The organism is Enterobacter cloacae complex sp. FDA-CDC-AR_0132 (assembly GCF_003010695.1).
GTDB lineage: Bacteria > Pseudomonadota > Gammaproteobacteria > Enterobacterales > Enterobacteriaceae > Enterobacter > Enterobacter ludwigii.
This window is the reverse complement of sequence record NZ_CP027618.1, coordinates 2,841,929-2,856,105: the sequence shown is the minus strand read 5'-3', so window position 1 is coordinate 2,856,105 and position 14,177 is coordinate 2,841,929. Positions and strand designations below refer to the sequence as shown.

Sequence of the window (14,177 nt, the reverse complement as noted above, 5' to 3'; positions counted from 1 at the left end):
TCGGCTCATAAGAACCTTAGGGTGCGTATTCAAACTGAGAAAACTGGCGTGAATAACCGCTTGTATCGTCATCATTTGAATCCACAAGGACTTCTTTAATGAGAAACATCGCACTGCGTCATCAGTTTCCTCCTTTGCTCTCGCCTCGCAGCCTGAAAAAAATAGTGCCGGGAGTCGTTCTGGCGTTTCTGACCACCACGACACTGGCGGCAGAACAGAACCAGGGTAACGTGTTGACCCTGGGGGGAGGTGTGGATATTACGCCTCGCTATTCTGGTTCGGATAAAAACCGTGCCACTACAGCATTAGTGCTCGATTACTCCATGGCAAATGGCGTCTTTATCAGCACCACGCGGGGTATCGGTTACGGTAACAGTGTCGGTAAACTGGAGTACAACGCTGCGCTGAGCTATCGCGCTGGTCGCAAGGATCGTGACGTGAACAGCGATTCAATAAGCTCCGGCAGTGACGACTTGCGGGGTATGGGTGATGTCAAAGGATCGGCCATCATTGTGCCCGGACTGGGGTATAAGGTGACCGACTGGCTGAGTGTGCAATTGCAGGCTGAAGTGCCGGTTTCTGAAAGAAACAACGGTGAGGCCCTGCACTTCGGGATTATCAGCCCGCTTTATACATCACCGAAAAATTCCCTGAAGCTGGCCCTGACCACCAGTTGGGGATCCAGCAAATACATGCAGACTTACTACGGGGTGAATGCCGCACAGTCAGCAGCATCGGGGTTTTCCCGACATGATGCTGGATCCGGTATTTATGCTTATTCGCTGAATGTGGACTGGACCCACAAGCTCACCCCGGACTGGAGCGTAGCTGTCGCAACAGGTGTTACGCAGTTGACGGGAGATGCAGGCAATAGCCCCATTGTTCAACGAAAAACGTCGCCCACGGGAAGTTTGAAAGTGACGTACAGCTTCTGATCATGATGGGATAAGTGCTTCCCGACGACTTCTCGCTCAGAACTCTCAATAATATGTATTCGTTCCGCCCCTGTCAGATAACGGGGCGGCACTCAACACGCCCTGATGCCCCCCCTGACTCGGGGCATCAGAATCGATGATGCACTCTGGCGATCAGGCAGCTTTAACGGCTCTGATTTTCTTACTGCCAGCCGCATCTGGCTCTGGGTTATCTGTGGCAGTGGCGGCATTGAGATCGGGAAGCTTGCTGGTACGCAGAATATGCTGCACGGCCTCTTTCTGCTCGGCGAGATACAGCCCAAGATTTTCAGCCTGCGTTTCATCCATCTGCATGCCGCTTTGCAACAGCCAGTCGGTGAACGCTTCTGCCATGTCGAGCAGTTTGTCGTGAGCGTCAGCCTCTTTTTTACTGGCAAATGTCATTTTCTCTTCACCTTTTCGTACGACAACATATTTTGTTTCAACAGCCATTATGCACCTCTCATACTGTATTTATATACAGTATAGCATTTCCAGAATTGTGTTGCAGTCAAATTGTACTTTCGTTTTAGCCCGAGCCTGCAGACCACTGTTTCAGTAGCGCATGCAGTTTGGCTGGCTCCAGCGGCTTACGCAACACCAGGTAGCCTTCCTGCTCCGCTTCCAGCAGAACCGGCGAGTTAAACTCCCCGCTGACCATCGCGCCGCTCATGTCGGGCAGACGTTCGAAAAGTGCTTTCAGGATGTCGAACCCGCTTTCGCCGGATCGCAGGCGCTGGTCGCACAGTACAGCAAATGGCGTGAAACCGTCGTCAATGATGGCAAAAGCGTCTTCGGCCGAGGCCGCGCAGCGCACGTTAATCCCCCAGAGGCTCATCAGGCTCTCCCAGGCGGACGTCACCAGCGGATCGTCGTCAACGATCAGGCAGGAGCCATGCAGTGGCGCATAGCGTACCGGTGTAGCGATGTTGTCACCGGCGGGCAGTGGATCCACCGCTTTCACGTCACCCGTGTATTGAGTAAAGCGCATCCAGAAGCGCGAACCTTTGCCTTCAATGGAGTGCATTCCATACTTCACGTTCATCAGCTTGGCACAGCGGGCAACCACCGCCAGGCCCAGCCCGTGCCCTGCGCTGTCGATCTTCCATGCCAGCTCGGGGCGGTAGTAAGGCGAGAAGATTTTGCTTTTTTCGTCGTCGGCGATCCCCACCCCGGTGTCCCATACTTCCACCAGACACTCGACACCGCGCGGACGGATGGCAACCAGCACACCGCCCTGTTGCGTATAGCGAAGGGCATTTTGTATCAGGTTAATCAAGGACTGACGCACCAGCAGCGGGTCCCCCATCACGAAGAGGCGACGTTTGGGCCGCCAGGTTCGCAGCCGCAGTGCGCGACTGTTGGCCTCTTCGCGAAACAGGGTGATCACCGAGTCGAGAAGCGTGCCGATGTCCACGCGTGTAGGGGCGGTCATTACATTGCCAGATTCAATTTTGCTGAGATCGAGCAGGGAATTGAACATCAGGTGCACCGAACGAACGCTCTGTTGCAGGTCAAGCAGCTGTGGCGTCAGGCTGTCGTCCTGGTTTCTGTGGATAATGGCTTCGATCAAAAAGCCCATGGCATGCACTGGCTGGCGCAGATCGTGGCTGGCGGTCGTCAGGAACTGATTTTTATCGAGCAACGCCTGTTCCGCTTCTTCTTTGGCCTGCCGGAACTGCTCCGCCAGGCGTGAGCTTTGCTCTTCCAGCAGTGCTTGCTGGATAAAGAACGCGTGGGACGTTAACGCATGGCGGTAGATTGCGAAGCCGTACAGCAGATTCAGCATCAGCACGATGAACATCAGGTCATCCAGTCGCAGGATGATACCGAGAGTCAGAACCCCCCAGGAGGCAAAGAAAAACCGTGTGAAGGTGCTGATGACCGGCGTCAGATGCGTCGCATTGGCAGCGACAATAGCGGCAATGCTGATATTAAGGAGCAGGAAAAAGTCAAAATTCTGCGTCTGCGGGGTAATTAAATAGAGTGATGAAATCCCCAGCCCATGAAAAAAGGCCACCTTATTAATGCGCGGAAGCCAGCGGCGCAGGACGGCCTCATCGTCATTTTCTTTAACCTCTCGCTGATAGCGCCGATGCACTATTCGGATCGCCACAGCACAGAGCAAGTAAATTATTATCCAGGTGATGGTGGGACCCAGATCGTCCCCCAGCAAATGGATCCAGATAGCAAAAGGAATGCCGACAAAAGGCACAGCGCTAAAGCTGAATACCAGCCGCAGAAACGTATTATTCAGCAGGCGAATTTGCGCTGGAGGAGAGATGCCATCGTTCTGTGAACCCTGGAAAAACCTCATTCCGACGGCTCCCGTTTGCCATGCAGTAGCGTGATGGCTTCCACCCGACTGTTAACGCCTATCTTTTTCAGAATATTGCTGATGTGTTCTTTTACCGTGGGCTCAGAAATAGAAAGCTGGGCGGCAATTCTTTTATTTGGCAGGCCGCGCATAATCATATTCAAAACATCAATTTGCCGCGGCGTTAAGTTAAATTTACTTAACTGCTCATTATTCGTCTTAACGGCACATTCGTTTGCACAAGGAAACCATGTCAGATTATCCGCCAGGGCAAAAACGGCCCGTGAGAATAATTCAGGAGGTTCGCTTTTCAATACGAAACCGTGTCCTCCGGCCGTATGCACTTTCTGCCAGATATCGTTATTTTCATCCCCACTGACGACCAGGAGGCGCACCTGAGGGTAAAGCTGTTTCACTTCTTTGAGTAATTTCAACGCCGTACCGGAAGATAGCCAAAAATCGATTACCAGTAAACGTGGCGGGCCATTTTCCCTAATATGACGGTAGCAATCTTCTTCATTCGTCACGACATACGCCTGTTTGAACCGGCAATGTGTAATCAGAAAATTGGCGATGCCGCTTGCTACCAATGGATGGTCATCAACGACCAACGCATAATTCTGCCCCAAAGGAATCTCCTTTCACCTTCGCGTATCTGAGAGTACAGATGAATTATTATCGACCCACCCTACTTTAGGAGGGTTTTTTCAATTAGGAAAGAGAAATATATTACCCGCTGATTTGGGTAATAGAAAACATAAATACAATCAGTGATTTTAACTGGTTGGATATAAAGGATAATTTATGAAAAGACCACTAATCGCTTTAACCGTTACGTTGATGCTAGCCGGTTGTTCCACCCTGAAAACCGATCAGGCTATTCCACTGCTGCAGGCGGAAACCGCTAAAATGCTGGGGCTGGGCTCGTCGGACGAAATAACAGTGACCAACGTGAATGGTGCCCAACCGGATGCATTGGGCGGCCAAAAACTTTCTTATCGCGCCACGACAGAAAAAGGGCGAATTTTCGATTGCTCATCAATGATGATGCCTGGAATTTTAGGATCTGCGCCGACGCTAAGCGCGCCGACCTGTACGCCGGTTGTCACGCATAAATAATTTCCTCAATACCAAAAGGCGTACAAATAATAACGCCTTTTAAATTTCCCGACACATTTGAGTTTCATATAAAAACGATTTTCCAGACATCATGCTAATGAGTACGGAGATAGCCCGTGAATAACTCTACATCGCATTCTTTAGCGGTTAAGACACCGCTTTCCAGACTTTACCTCGCTCTATTTTCCGCACCGCTGTTGATGCTCTCCCCTGCCGATTTCGCTCGCGCAGCGGATGCCATTTTTGACGGCGATGCGCGTGTTACCGAATCTTTAGGTTACACCGGCGATGTTTACGTCGGCCGTAACCAACGCGGGAACCTGCTGATCGATAATGGCAAAATCACTGCCTATAACATCAATATCGGTCGACTGTTCAACGGCCAAATTTATGAAAGCGTGGTCACGGTCCGCGGACCAAACGCCGAGCTGAACGCGGTTAACGATCAGTACATTCTGCGTGGTGGCCTGAATCTTGGCCTGGGCACCCTGCGAGTCGAAGACGGTGCGCTGGCCAGCGCGAAGGAGATCGTGGTCGGTACCACCCGTGGCTACGACAGCCACCTAATCGCTACGGGCGCCGGTTCACGCGTCGTCAGTAATTTTCTCAGCGTTGGCACTGACCTGGGAGCCCGCTCCACGCTGGCGATTGAAAACGGTGCGACGCTCAACACCACCTACGATGCCCGTATCGGCAATGGTTCCGGCCCAGATGAAACCGACAAGCTGAGCCCGAAAGCCACCGTCACGGGATCCGGTTCGCAATGGAATGTTGGCCGTACGCTCACGCTTTATGGCGATCTGGACGTGCTCAACGGCGGAGCGGTTAACGTGGGCAACATTCAGGTGGCGGGCGTCTCAGGCGCACGTAAAACCGCCGAGCTGGTTATCGCGGGCGAGGGCTCGCGTTTTACCAGTGCCAGCAGCGTTAGCGTTGGCGATTACGGCAATGGCGTACTGTCGGTCATGGACGGCGGTGCATTTTCCGCAGGCAGTAACGAGCTGGTAGTGGGGATGACGGGTTCTGGCTCGAACCGGGGCGCGCTGATAATCGGCAGCCGCGGCAATATGGACTCCGGCACCGGTTTAACGGAGCCGACGCTCGGCGCGGCGGGCGGCGCGGGCACTCTTGATGCGAAGACGGCAATCAGCCTTCGGGGTGGGTTATTCGGCAGCTATGTCTACTTCAACCATACCGACGGAAATTACGTTTTCAGCAACAAGATGAGCGGCGAAGGTGAAGTGATCAATACCTCCGGCCAGACCACGCTGAACGGCGATCTTTCAGGGCTCAAGGCGAACGTCACCGCGCGCGGTGGAAAAGTCATTATTGCCAGCAATATCAATACCCAACCCGAAGACGATATTTTTGATGTGCAGACGCTTAGCGCCGAGAACGGCGGCACGCTGATCCTCAACGCGACGGCCGGATCGGAGGTCAGTAACGGACAAGGTTACAGCAGCGCCGCGTCGATCAAAGCCGGCGGCACGCTGGGCGGTGACGGAACGCTGGGCCAGACAGAGATCCTCTCCGGCGGCCATATCTCGCCCGGTGATGGCACTATCGGCACGCTGACGCTGAAACGCTACCTGAACTTTGTGGGTGAATCGTTCTATGACGTTGATATCGCCGGTGACGGCCGCAGCGATCAGTTACTGGTGTCTGGCAAAACGACCATCAGCGATCAGGCTAAAGTACAGGTTACCGCGCTGGATCCGCAGACCAGCTACAAAACGGGCCAAAGCTATCGCATTCTAACCTCCGACGGGGGAATTGACGGCCAGTTCGCCGGGGCCATCTCCAAATCCGCCTTCCTGGACGTGGCACTGAAACAGAGCACCGACGCTGTCGATCTCACCATCGCGCAGAAAGAGACCGGCGGAGAGAATCCTGGGGGCGAAAACCCGGGTGGTGAGAATCCGGGCGGTGAGAACCCAGGGGGTGAAAATCCGGGTGGTGAAAACCCTGGCGGTGAGAATCCAGGCGGCGAGAATCCAGGTGGAGAAAATCCAGGAAGCGGTAAGCCGGGTATTTTCCAGACGGTAGCCAACACCAGCAACCAGTGGAATACCGCCGGCGCGCTTTCCACGCTGACACAAAACGGCCCTTCCCTGGCGCTGTATAACTCTCTGCTGGTACTCAGCGCACCGCAAGCGCGCGAGGCGTTCAACCAGCTGTCAGGTGAAGTTTACCCGTCGGTACAGTCTAACCTGATCGCCGGCAGCACTCAGCTGTTCAACGTACTGAACCAGCGCATGCAGCGCGCGTTCGATAATGACAGTCTGCCGATACCGCCGTTAGCGATGTCGCTGGTACAACAGCCGGAGCAACAAAATAACGGCGTATGGGGCCAGACCTTCAGTTCCTGGAGCAGAACGCGCGACAACGGTAACGCAGGCAAGCTGGACGGCAACACCACCGGCTTCCTGCTGGGCGCGGATCGCACGTTGGCTGACCATAACGTACGTGTCGGGGGGTACTTCGGCTATAGCCGTGGTGATTACAACGTTGATAGTCGTCGTTCATCCACGGATACCGACAACTATCACCTTGGCCTGTATGCCGCAGCGCAACAGAATGCGTTCTCACTGCGCGGCGCACTGGGTTACACCTGGCACAAGATTGAAGGCGAGCGCAACGTTGATTTCAGTGGTTTCTCGGACCGCCTGAAGTCAGATTACGACGCCAACTCGCTGCTGGCGTTTACCGAGGCGGGCTACCGTTTTGGCCAGCCGGCGATGAATGTTGAACCGTTTATCAACCTGTCCTGGATTCGACTGCATACCGACAGTTTCAGGGAAGATGGCGGTGCCGCCGCGCTGAGCGTGCGTAATGAAACGATGAACACCTTCTACTCCACGCTCGGGATGCGCGGCGTCACCGAGCTGCCGAAAAACGTTAACCTGTATGGTTCGTTGGGCTGGCAGCACGCCTACGGGGATAAAAACACCTCATCGCGGATGGCATTTGCCGGCAGTGATGCGTTCATCACCCAGGGCCAGGCCATTGATGAGGACGTGATGGTGGGCGATATCGGCGTCAGCGTACAGCTGTCGCGCGCTGCGACGCTGGATGTCGGTTATCAGGGGCAACTCGGTCAAGACACCCGCATCAATTCGGTCAACGCTAACCTGCGCTGGTCGTTCTGATTACCCTTTTCAGCATTTATACAGACCCGCGTACTGCGGGTCTTTTTTTGTCCGTTTTCTGTCCATCGCAAACTGATATCTGGTGAGGCTGACCTGTGCCCATTGGTTAACACACCAGGGTATTTGTCGTGAGCGTTTCGCCACGACAGCACACAATCGGATCTGTCGAATTACGTCAAAACACATATATGCTTAAATCAGAGAGCATCAATTAATGAAAGACATATTCCCGTCAACACATATCAGGAGGTCTGTTTGCGAATTGAAACAACTCGATTGTGCCTTCGCCCGGTAATGGCATCAGACGTAGCGGATCTCTTCAGAATTTATGGTGATCCGGCGACGAACACGTTTAACCCCGCAGGCCCCTACCCGGATATTGATCATGCAAAAACGGTTCTCAATCGCTGGCTCGCCCACTGGCAAACTCACAGCTTTGGTAGCTTCGCCATATCGCTTCTCGAATCCCCTGAAAAAATCATCGGATTTGGTGGTCTGAGCATCCGTAGCTATGGCGATTGTGTGATTAACAATCTTGGATATCGGTTATCGACAGATGCCTGGGGAAAAGGCCTGGCGACAGAATTTGCTACACGCGCGGTAAGGTATGGTTTTGATGATATGAAACTCACCGAGATCTCAGCCGTTGTCAGAGCTAACCATCTGGCGTCACAGAACGTTCTTGAAAAAACGGGACTGAGATATGTCAGAGAGATACATGATATTAAAGACGCACCGCCGAGCCTTTTGTATTCACTCACCTTAACGGAGTGGATGAAGAAAATCAGGTAAACATCACCTTCCGTCGTTAAGGTGAAAAATACGCATACAGGTAAATGCCAGTGGGTTATGTTTTCACGTGAGCGTATATTAAAACGACAAACTCGTTGAGTATAAATTCATTTTAAGGCATGGAAGTTGAGGTCCTGGTGAGAAGACGTTATGTGATTGCAGATGTGTTTACTGATAAACCGTTTTGCGGTAACCCGGTAGCTGTCGTTCTGGATGCCGAGGGATTGACCACTGAGCAAATGCAGCTGCTCGCGTTAGAATTTGGCTACAGTGAAACGACGTTTGTTTTACCTCCTGAAGAACCATCACATACGGCTTGGGTACGGATTTTTACCCCGACGCGTGAAATCCCTTTCGCTGGTCATCCCAATATTGGGACTGCTTTTGTCCTGGCGTATCAGGCTGAACTGAATGGCGAATCGCTACCTGAAACGCTGATATTCGAAGAAGCCGCCGGACGGGTACCTGTCAGGATTATCAGAGAAAATGCAAAGGTCACGGGTGCAGAACTTCTTGTTCCGCAAGCTTTATCCTGCCATTCAGAAGTCAGTCCAGAAAACGTGGCGGCCTGCCTCTCTCTTGAAGCCAGTGATATACGCACTGAAATGCATATGCCTGTCGTCGCCTCTGTTGGCCTGCCTTTTTTGATTGTCGAACTCGCGACCCGAAATGCGCTTCGCTGTTGCGTACCCAATTTGCAGGGGTTCCGGGCTATTTTGCCCCTCGACGGTGCGGTGTCCATTTACGCCTATACGCTGGAAACGGATCCTGAAGACCCGTGTGATTTGCAGGCCCGGATGTTTACGCCCCGCATGACCGAAGATCCGGCAACAGGCAGCGCGACTGGCGCAGTAACAGCCCTGCTGGCCCAGCTTCGCAATAAAAAAGAGCTCTCTCTTCGCGTAAGCCAGGGCGTTGATATGGGGCGCGCCAGCATATTATTTTCAGGCTATGACGGCACTGCAGAAAGCCCGTCAGTTCGGGTAGGAGGAAAAAGCGTTATTGTCATGGAAGGCTCATTTTCATTGCCCTGACGGCCGCGGTGAATGAGGAGAAGCGGACGGTTAACCAGGACCTTTACGTAGTTCAGTAACACATAGATGTATGTGTCATCATACCTGTCCTCACCATGCTCACTGGCAAAGGAGATATACCAGCCAGTCAAGCGATAACCATGCTTTAACCGGCTGGAAAATATGACCGATATTAGCCGTTCCGGCTATTTTCCAGTCTATCTTTTCGCCTTCCGGTAAATCGGCTGACCACAACGAAAAATACCGGAACAAAGAAAATTGCCAGTAGTGTGCCGCTAATCATCCCGCCGAATACACCGGTACCAATGGCATGCTGCGTACTGTCACTGGCCCCACTGGCAAGCATCAGTGGAACAACGCCCAATGTGAAAGCCAGAGAAGTCATCATTATGGGTCGCAAACGTTGCTTCGCTGCAGTTATTGTCGCATCAATTAGGTTCTTTCCGTCATTCATCAATTGTCTCGCAAATTCGATAATCAGAATCGCATTTTTAGCGGAAAGACCAATCAGGGTAATCAGGCCCACTTTGAAAAAGATATCATTAGTCATATTCGTAACGGCTACGGCCAGCACAGCACCGAGCAGCCCCAACGGAACAACAAGCATTACCGCGAAGGGCACGGACCAGCTTTCATAAAGAGCAGCCAGCACCATAAATACTACCAGTATAGAGAGCACAATGAGTCCTGGAAGCTGTGAAGCGGATTCCCTTTCCTGTAAAGAACTCCCCGCCCACTCCCCTGCAAATCCTGGCGGTAAGTGCTCAGCCAGTTTGTCCACGGCGACCATTGCAGTGCCCGACGATTTTCCCTGAGCGGCACTTCCGGTTATGCGTATGGCTGGATATCCCTGATAACGATTCAGTTGCTGCGGAGCAACATTCCACGAAAGTGTCACAAAAGTGGATAACGGAAGCATCTGCCCCAGATGATTTCTGACTGACAAGGCCAAAATTTGTTCTGGCTGCATCCTGTACGGAGCATCCGCCTGGACGATAACCTGCTGAACCCGACCATGATTGGTATAGTCATTGACATAATTGGAACCCGCTGCGACGGAAATGGTTTGATTAATCTCATCAAAAGACACACCCATGGCTTCCGCTTTTTCCCGGTCGACATTGAGGGAGAGACGTGTCCCCTCACCAAGCCCATCAATATAGACATCGGCCAGTCGAGGATCCTGATTTGCTTGCATAACAAGCTCATCCGCGGTCTTTTTTAATGCCTGATAACCCTTACCGCCTCTGTCCTGTAAATAATAAGTGAACCCGGAAGAGGTACCCATATCAGAAATCGCCGGAGGCAGAAGACTCATCGTAACGGCGTCAGGCACATTTGCCATTCGGGACTGAATATAGTCGGCTTCATCCTGCGCCGTGATCCCTTTACGCTGTTTCCAGTCCTTCAGTGTGGTGAACGCCATAGCCGAGTTCTGACCCGAGCCTGAGAACCCAAACCCCAGGATCATAATGTTGCTTTCTACCGCCTGACGGTGGGCGATTTCATTTTCAAACTCATCGACGACCTTAAGCGTTCTTTGCATCGTGGCATCCGATGGAAGCTGGATTGACGACATAAAATATCCCTGGTCTTCATCAGGTAAAAATGAAGAAGGTAAGGAAGACAGACCGGCATACAGCGCTATACATAAAGCAGCGTAGATCGCCATCATGCGGCCAGTACGCTTAAGAACAAAGCCCAGCCCGGTGGCGTAAAATGAAGCCAGTCTATGAAAGTGAGCGTTAAACCACGCTGAAAATGCACTGCTCTTACCGTGATGACGACCATGGGGCTTGAGCAGGGTTGCACAAAGCGCAGGGGTTAATGTCAGCGCCAGGAATGCCGACAGTAAAATAGATATGGCCATTGAAATAGAGAACTGCCGATAAATAATACCAACAGAGCCGCTGGCAAAGGCCATCGGTATAAATACCGCGGTAAGCACCAGCGTGATACCAATAATCGCCGGAGTGATCTCACGCATCGCTTCTCGCGTCGCTTCCTGCGGAGACATGCTTTTTTCCTCCATCAAACGTTCCACATTCTCGACCACAACAATCGCATCGTCGACAATAATCCCGATGGCCAGCACCATACCAAACATGGTCAAAATATTGATGGAATAACCACTTAATAACATCACGGTAAAGGTACCGAGTAGCGCCACCGGTGCAACAATCGCAGGAATAATCGTGCAGCGAATCTTGTGAAGGAAAAGCAGCATAACGAAAAAGACCAGAACCATAGCTTCGACAAATGTCTCAACCACTTTCAGGATAGAAAGCTTCACAAACGGAGCCGTATCGAAAGGTACGGTGAACTCCATTCCCTCCGGAAGTACACCCGATAGCTCTGTTAACCGCGTACGGATACCCGATGCGGTACTCATTGCATTAGCGCCAGGCGACAGTTGAATGGCTGCAGCCGTGGCGGGCACACCATTTTCACGTATCCCAAATGCATAACTTTGTAACCCGGACTCCACGCGGGCAACGTCTGCCAACGTCAGACGCGCAGCGGAGACTTGCGATTTAATCGTGATATTGCGAAATTCTTCAACCGAAGAGAGTTGCCCTTTTACCGTTATAGGATAGGTAACCCCCTGCCCGTCGGTCGTAGGTTCATCTCCCGTTCGGCCCGGAGAAACAATCACGTTTTGTTGACTGACGGCGTTTAATACATCGGTGACAGACAGCCCATAGCCGTGTAATTTCATAGGGTCCAGCCAAATGCGAAGTGCTTTTTCTCCGCCAAAAAGTTGAACCTTCCCTACACCGGGTACGCGTCGGAGTTCATCCGTCACATTTCTGGCGAAATAATCACTTAAATCAGCTTCCTGATATTCTCCATTTTGGGATTTTAATCCCACCATCATCAAAAACCCGGAATTGGCCGCTTCAACAGTTATCCCATTTTGTCGTACAGACTGCGGCAAGCGAGGCTCCACAATCTTAATTTGGTTTTGCAGATCCATTTGGGCGATTTTGATATCTGTTCCGGGTTTGAAGGTCACTGTAATTGACGCCATACCCGTAGCGTCACTGGAAGACTCAAAATACAGTAAATTATCAACACCAGAAATTTCACGTTCAATCAGTGATACGACGGAAGTGTTCATAACATCCGGGCTAGCGCCAGGGTAACTGACTGATATGATAATACCCGGTGGTGCAACAGCAGGATATTGTGCAACCGGTAGACGAGGAATAGACAATACGCCTGCCAGGACAATAAACAGAGCGACAACCCATGCGAAAATGGGACGTTTAATGAAAAAGTACGGCATCAGGTATACTTCCAGTCAATATGCAAATGGTCTAAATTCATAATCACTTTCCCGTTAAATGCGTTTCATCGTCTGTTGAGACCCGCCGACCTACATCTCGAAGCTGGGAAAATTTCTCAAGGAGATGTGGAGCGTCATCCAGGCTTGTTGCAAACATCCACATATAGGTCATTACGGAATAAACATGACCGGCATTAATTCCGGTTTCCATACTCATCCTGATAATGGTCATTGAAAATAGCGCAGAGACCAGAATGCCTATGAATAAGAATCCCCATGCCTCTCTGTCGGATAAGACCATCCGTAGACGGGCAAGCGTGTCATAGTGTCGGTTCAAAGCACTAAAAGATGCCTTATCAACATAATCGACTTCTTTTTCAAGGCGGTTGTTAAGTCGTCGGTAAAGCGCCTCGTTTTTACAGGCATAGCCTGAGACAAAGCACATTAATATTGCCACGATGATCAAACAGGTTATTCCTGTCCAGAACTCAATCCACAAAAGCATAATTGCAGCACCGAAAAGGGAAATTATCGAAGTGATAAAGACAGGCAGATGCAATTCAAAAAAGTCCACAAATTCTCGCGATAGCGTTACTCTCGCGGCAATAGTCGATTGATTGTGTGAATATTTTCGCTGAGCTAACACTACCGTCACGGCAAGACTTGCGTAAATACGTGCAAAAGTTCGGGTATCTACGCTACGTCTGGCGGCCCCGATGCACCACATGAATAGAACCAGAAGGCCATAGATGGTCGCACGTGCCGTCTGCCCTGCCAGAATGGCATTTATGGCCACGCCAGCCAGAACGGGATAGAGCAGAAATGCAACGTTTTCTGTAATAACGAGCAGAAAAGTAATACACAATTTCTTAATGTGACGGAACGCGAGTCTCTTTAGTGAGATAGCCACCCCAGGTGCCGTGGAACCGTATTTTTCGTTTTTATAGGTCATGATGAATGTATGTTAAGCATCGGTTCGAGAAAGTATTCTGCCATTAGCTAATGAGTTCAGATCGCGTAAAAATGAACTGATATAGCTATCAAATAAAGTACATGAGGAGTTTAACGTCATGATATCAATTGCGAATGGACGTTTTATGGAGGGTATATGTACGCCTCTAAGCCGTTCTCCGGAATGAACACAACTGGAATCAAATCATCCTTAGACATAAATACATAGGCAGCCCACAAAAAAACATCAATAAAAAACACTCATAATAAAAAACGAAATCATCGATATCCGGAACCACATTCAAAAGCAGATGTAACACAGTGATTGTGTATAAAAATATCAAGATTAACCCAGATATTATTATGAAAAGATTTTTTAATACGCCGGGTCTTTTCTGAAACACGAAAAATATGACAGCCAATATTATCGAAACCTGAATCACTGATGACTCAGGTAAAGTTGAATCTACTCTTTCATTGGTGGCACGCATAAGATAAACCCAGGAATACAATAACCCCCAGGACAAAATAGAAAATAAAATAGAGGCCATGACATTCTCACGCCGAAAACTT

Annotated in this window: 11 protein-coding genes; 5 read left to right on the top strand and 6 right to left on the bottom strand. The window is 50.9% G+C overall.

Annotated features, from left to right (window positions below):
• Positions 1–98: 98 nt before the first annotated feature.
• Positions 99–935, top strand: a complete 837-nt coding sequence (locus AM379_RS13700) for a MipA/OmpV family protein (protein WP_106503812.1) — start codon at positions 99–101, stop codon at positions 933–935.
• A 153-nt stretch (positions 936–1,088) separates the two neighbouring features.
• On the opposite strand, the gene AM379_RS13695 is transcribed toward AM379_RS13700, so the two are convergent.
• The 3 genes from AM379_RS13695 to AM379_RS13685 form a co-directional block, all read right to left on the bottom strand.
• A complete protein-coding gene (locus AM379_RS13695; protein ID WP_014169017.1) occupies positions 1,089–1,406 on the bottom strand; it encodes a YebG family protein in 318 nt (105 codons plus the stop codon).
• Positions 1,407–1,482: 76 nt separating this feature from the next.
• Positions 1,483–3,270, bottom strand: a complete 1,788-nt coding sequence (locus AM379_RS13690) for a hybrid sensor histidine kinase/response regulator (protein WP_106503811.1) — start codon at positions 3,268–3,270, stop codon at positions 1,483–1,485.
• Positions 3,267–3,899: a response regulator transcription factor gene (locus AM379_RS13685; protein ID WP_014169015.1), complete on the bottom strand. Its 633-nt coding sequence runs from the start codon at positions 3,897–3,899 to the stop codon at positions 3,267–3,269. The genes AM379_RS13690 and AM379_RS13685 overlap by 4 nt, the downstream gene beginning before the upstream one ends.
• 175 nt (positions 3,900–4,074) lie before the next feature.
• On the opposite strand from AM379_RS13685, the gene AM379_RS13680 reads away from it, so the two are divergent.
• The 4 genes from AM379_RS13680 (at position 4,075) to AM379_RS13665 (ending at position 9,364) form a co-directional block, all read left to right on the top strand.
• Entirely contained in the window at positions 4,075–4,389 is a 315-nt protein-coding gene (locus AM379_RS13680) for a lipoprotein (RefSeq protein ID WP_014169014.1), read from the top strand.
• A 116-nt stretch (positions 4,390–4,505) separates the two neighbouring features.
• The gene (locus tag AM379_RS13675; RefSeq protein ID WP_106503810.1) at positions 4,506–7,538 is read left to right on the top strand and encodes an autotransporter outer membrane beta-barrel domain-containing protein; all 3,033 of its coding nucleotides are present in this window, start codon (positions 4,506–4,508) and stop codon (positions 7,536–7,538) included.
• A gap of 255 nt (positions 7,539–7,793) precedes the next feature.
• Entirely contained in the window at positions 7,794–8,330 is a 537-nt protein-coding gene (locus tag AM379_RS13670) for a GNAT family N-acetyltransferase (RefSeq protein WP_044857926.1), read from the top strand.
• A 137-nt stretch (positions 8,331–8,467) separates the two neighbouring features.
• On the top strand, positions 8,468–9,364 hold the full coding sequence (locus tag AM379_RS13665) for a PhzF family phenazine biosynthesis protein (RefSeq protein WP_032679654.1): 897 nt from the start codon (positions 8,468–8,470) through the stop codon (positions 9,362–9,364).
• A gap of 172 nt (positions 9,365–9,536) precedes the next feature.
• Here AM379_RS13665 and AM379_RS13660 read toward each other — a convergent pair whose 3' ends face one another.
• The 3 genes from AM379_RS13660 to crrC form a co-directional block, all read right to left on the bottom strand.
• A complete protein-coding gene (locus AM379_RS13660) occupies positions 9,537–12,653 on the bottom strand; it encodes a multidrug efflux RND transporter permease subunit (RefSeq protein ID WP_032677613.1) in 3,117 nt (1,038 codons plus the stop codon).
• A gap of 43 nt (positions 12,654–12,696) precedes the next feature.
• Positions 12,697–13,605: an ABC transporter six-transmembrane domain-containing protein gene (locus AM379_RS13655; RefSeq protein WP_032677612.1), complete on the bottom strand. Its 909-nt coding sequence runs from the start codon at positions 13,603–13,605 to the stop codon at positions 12,697–12,699.
• 199 nt (positions 13,606–13,804) lie between these two features.
• On the bottom strand, positions 13,805–14,155 hold the full coding sequence (crrC, locus tag AM379_RS24355; protein WP_436835683.1) for a colistin resistant protein CrrC: 351 nt from the start codon (positions 14,153–14,155) through the stop codon (positions 13,805–13,807).
• Between the last annotated feature and the right edge of the window lie 22 nt (positions 14,156–14,177).

What these genes read in the sequence shown, in the direction of transcription:
- AM379_RS13700 (WP_106503812.1), top strand. Translation starts at nt 99, where the DNA reads ATGAGAAACATCGCACTGCGTCATCAGTTTCCTCCTTTGCTCTCGCCT.
- AM379_RS13695 (WP_014169017.1), bottom strand. Translation starts at nt 1,406, where the DNA reads ATGGCTGTTGAAACAAAATATGTTGTCGTACGAAAAGGTGAAGAGAAA.
- AM379_RS13690 (WP_106503811.1), bottom strand. Translation starts at nt 3,270, where the DNA reads ATGAGGTTTTTCCAGGGTTCACAGAACGATGGCATCTCTCCTCCAGCG.
- AM379_RS13680 (WP_014169014.1), top strand. Translation starts at nt 4,075, where the DNA reads ATGAAAAGACCACTAATCGCTTTAACCGTTACGTTGATGCTAGCCGGT.
- AM379_RS13660 (WP_032677613.1), bottom strand. Translation starts at nt 12,653, where the DNA reads ATGCCGTACTTTTTCATTAAACGTCCCATTTTCGCATGGGTTGTCGCT.
- AM379_RS13655 (WP_032677612.1), bottom strand. Translation starts at nt 13,605, where the DNA reads ATGACCTATAAAAACGAAAAATACGGTTCCACGGCACCTGGGGTGGCT.
- crrC (WP_436835683.1), bottom strand. Translation starts at nt 14,155, where the DNA reads ATGGCCTCTATTTTATTTTCTATTTTGTCCTGGGGGTTATTGTATTCC.